General features: G+C 64.0%; 1 protein-coding gene and 2 pseudogenes. All 3 read right to left on the reverse strand.

Features of this window, described 5'->3' with window-relative positions; translation table 11 throughout:
* Positions 1 to 269 precede the first annotated feature (269 nt).
* A pseudogene (gene istB, locus ACOJSI_RS12490) lies at positions 270 to 992 on the reverse strand (IS21-like element helper ATPase IstB); the annotation flags it as partial.
* Positions 979 to 2493: an IS21 family transposase gene (gene istA / locus ACOJSI_RS12495; RefSeq protein WP_420138626.1), complete on the reverse strand. Its 1515-nt coding sequence runs from the start codon at positions 2491 to 2493 to the stop codon at positions 979 to 981. The gene istA and the pseudogene istB, both read right to left, overlap by 14 nt.
* A 171-nt stretch (positions 2494 to 2664) precedes the next feature.
* Positions 2665 to 2799, reverse strand: a pseudogene (locus ACOJSI_RS12500) (IS5/IS1182 family transposase); the annotation flags it as partial.

A 2799-nucleotide genomic window follows, 5' to 3' on the forward strand; every position in this document is an offset into this window, starting at 1 on the left:
GCATCGCGGTCGAGGTGATCGGCCTCAACCAGGCGAGCGCAATTCTGGTTGACCGGCTAGCGCCGGCTGTGGTGGTGCCGTCTTAAGAAGCTGTCAATCGGCGTGCAAACGGGACCCCCGAGCGGCGCGCAAAAGGGAACCCCTCTCAAGGATGGCAGGACGGTCGAGGAACGCGCCTTGGGCTGCGCGCGGCCTAGGGCGGGCGGAGCCCGACCCGAGGCGCGCGCAGCGCCAAGCCTCTTAAACCCGGCGTGCGGCGGGGCTCCGTTTCGGTTCTTGAAGCGCCAGCTGTCATTGCCGGTCTCGATGATGTCGCAATGATGGGTCACGCGATCGAGGAGAGCGGTGGTCATCTTGGGATCGCCGAACACGGTCGGCCATTCCCCGAACGCTAGGTTGGTCGTGATGATGACGCTGGTTTGCTCGTAAAGTTTGCTGACCAGATGGAACAGCAACTGCCCGCCTGAACGGGCGAAGGGAAGATAGCCAAGCTCATCGAGCACGACGAGGTCGAGGCGAGAGAGCTGAGCGGCAAGCGCGCCGCTTTTGCCGATCCGGGCTTCCTCTTCGAGGCGGGTCACCAGATCCACGGTGCTGAAGTAACGCCCCCGCGCTCCAGCGCGGACGACATTGGCGGTGATGGCGATGGCCAGATGGGTCTTGCCAGTGCCGGTGCCACCGACCAGGACGACATTGCGCCGTGCGGGCAGGAAGGCCCCGCCGTGCAGCGAACGGACCAGCCCCTCGTTGATCGGCGTCCCCTCGAAGTGGAAGGCATCAATGTCCTTCACCACCGGCAGCTTGGCGGCTGCCATCCGGTATCGGATCGAGGCGGCGTGACGATGCGTTGCCTCCGCACGCAGCAGATCGGTCAGTATCTCCATCGTCGTGCGCTGGCGCTGAAGCCCTGTGGTGACGGCCTCATCGAACGCGCCGGCCATCCCTTTGAGTCCGAGCCCGCGCATCGCGTCGATCATGTCATGCCGCTGCATGGAAGTTCCTCAGTTGGTCGTAACGGGCACAGTCGGCGATCGGCGGATGGCGCAGGGCATTGTCTTCCGACGTGACGATCGTCAGCGGTCGCGGCGGTTCGCGGCGCCGTGCCAGGATATTGAGGATCAAGTCGTCACTCGCCGTGCCGGTTGCCAGTGCCTCCCGCACGGCGGCTTCCACGAGTTCCAGGCCATCGGTCAGCACAGCCGCCAGCACGCGCACGAACCGCCGGTCGGCATCATCGCCGTTGCCCAGCTTGCGTCGCAACCGGGCGAGCGCCGGCGGCAGTTCCCAGTCCTGGAAGGGTGCGCCGTTGCGTAAAGCGCCGGGCTTGCGGGCCAGCACCGGCAGATAGTGCCAGGGATCATAGATGGTGCGGTTCCGCCCGAAGAAGCGGGGATGCTCAGCGACGACCTCCTCGCCGCATCGCACGACAATGCGGTCGGCATAGGCCCGAACCTGCACTGTGCGCCGCGCCACCGTCGAGAGGACCGAGTAACGGTTGCGATCGTAGCTGATCAGGCAGGTGCCCGATACGCCGTGCTCGCTCTCGTGGAAGCCGTCGAACGGCCCCAGCATCGACTGTAATGCAGGACGTTCCATCTCCAGCATCTGCGCCACGGTCTGGTCGCCCTGCTCAGGATGGGCCTGCCGTTCGGCCCAGCGTCGGCACTCAGCTTCCAGCCAGCCATTAAGCTCCTCGAGGCTGGCGAACCGCAGACGGGGCTGGAAGAAGCGCCCTCGGATCGTCTGCACCTGGTTCTCGACCTGCCCCTTCTCCCAGCCCGCCGCCGGCGAGCAGGCCGTGGGCTCGACCATATAATAGTCGGCCATGATCAGGAACCGCCGGTTGAACACCCGCTCCTTGCCGGTGAACACGCTCGTCACCGCCGTCTTCATATTATCGTAGATGCCGCGCCTGGGCACGCCACCGAAAAAGGCAAAGCCGCGCGCATGCGCGTCAAACAGCATCTCCTGGCTCTCGCGGGGATAGGCCCGGACATACACCGCCCGCGATGCGCACAGCCGCATGTGCGCGACCTTTACCCGCATCGGCTTGCCGTCGATCTCGACATCTTCGTGGCTCCAGTCGAACTGGTAGGCCTCGCCGGGCTGGAACAGCATCGGAATAAAGGCCGTCGTCCCATCGCCGACATTCCTGCGCTGCTCGACCTTCCACCGTGCCGCATAGCGACGCACGGCATCGTAAGACCCTTCGAAACCCTCACGCACCAGAAGGTCGTGGATACGAGTCATCCGAAGCCGGTCACGTCGGCCCAGCAACTCGTTCTCTTCCAGCAGCACATCAAGACGATCCTGAAACGGACCAATCCGCGGTAGTGGCTGAACCTTACGTCGATAATCAAATGCGCCTTCCGGCGCCCGGATCGCCTTGCGGATCACCTTCCGCGACACATGCAGATCACGCGCGATCGCCTTGATCGCCTTCCCGCCGGCGAACTCTCGCCGGATCCGAACCACTGTCTCCAAAACCAACATCCCGATCTCGCCGCCTGAACATCCAGACGACTGTTTAGGCTATCGAAATGAGGGGTCCCTTTTAGACGCCGATCACCCCGCTAACGGGGTCCTTTTTGCACGCCGATTCACAACGGAGTAGACAGCGGCGGCGCGATCGCCGCCCGCCTTTGAGCCAGCGAATAGCCAGTTTTTACGGCCCATCACCTTCTTGGCCGCATCGTAGCGGCGGTACCCGCCTGCTTCGGTTGTCTTCACACTCTGACTGTCGATCACCGCTGCTGAAGGGACTGGCTCCCTGCCGATCTGCACCCGGTCGAGTTGCAC

The organism is Sphingomonas sp. (assembly GCF_048595155.1).
Taxonomy (GTDB): domain Bacteria; phylum Pseudomonadota; class Alphaproteobacteria; order Sphingomonadales; family Sphingomonadaceae; genus Sphingomonas_I.

What these genes read in the sequence shown, in the direction of transcription:
- istA (WP_420138626.1), bottom strand. Translation starts at nt 2,493, where the DNA reads ATGTTGGTTTTGGAGACAGTGGTTCGGATCCGGCGAGAGTTCGCCGGC.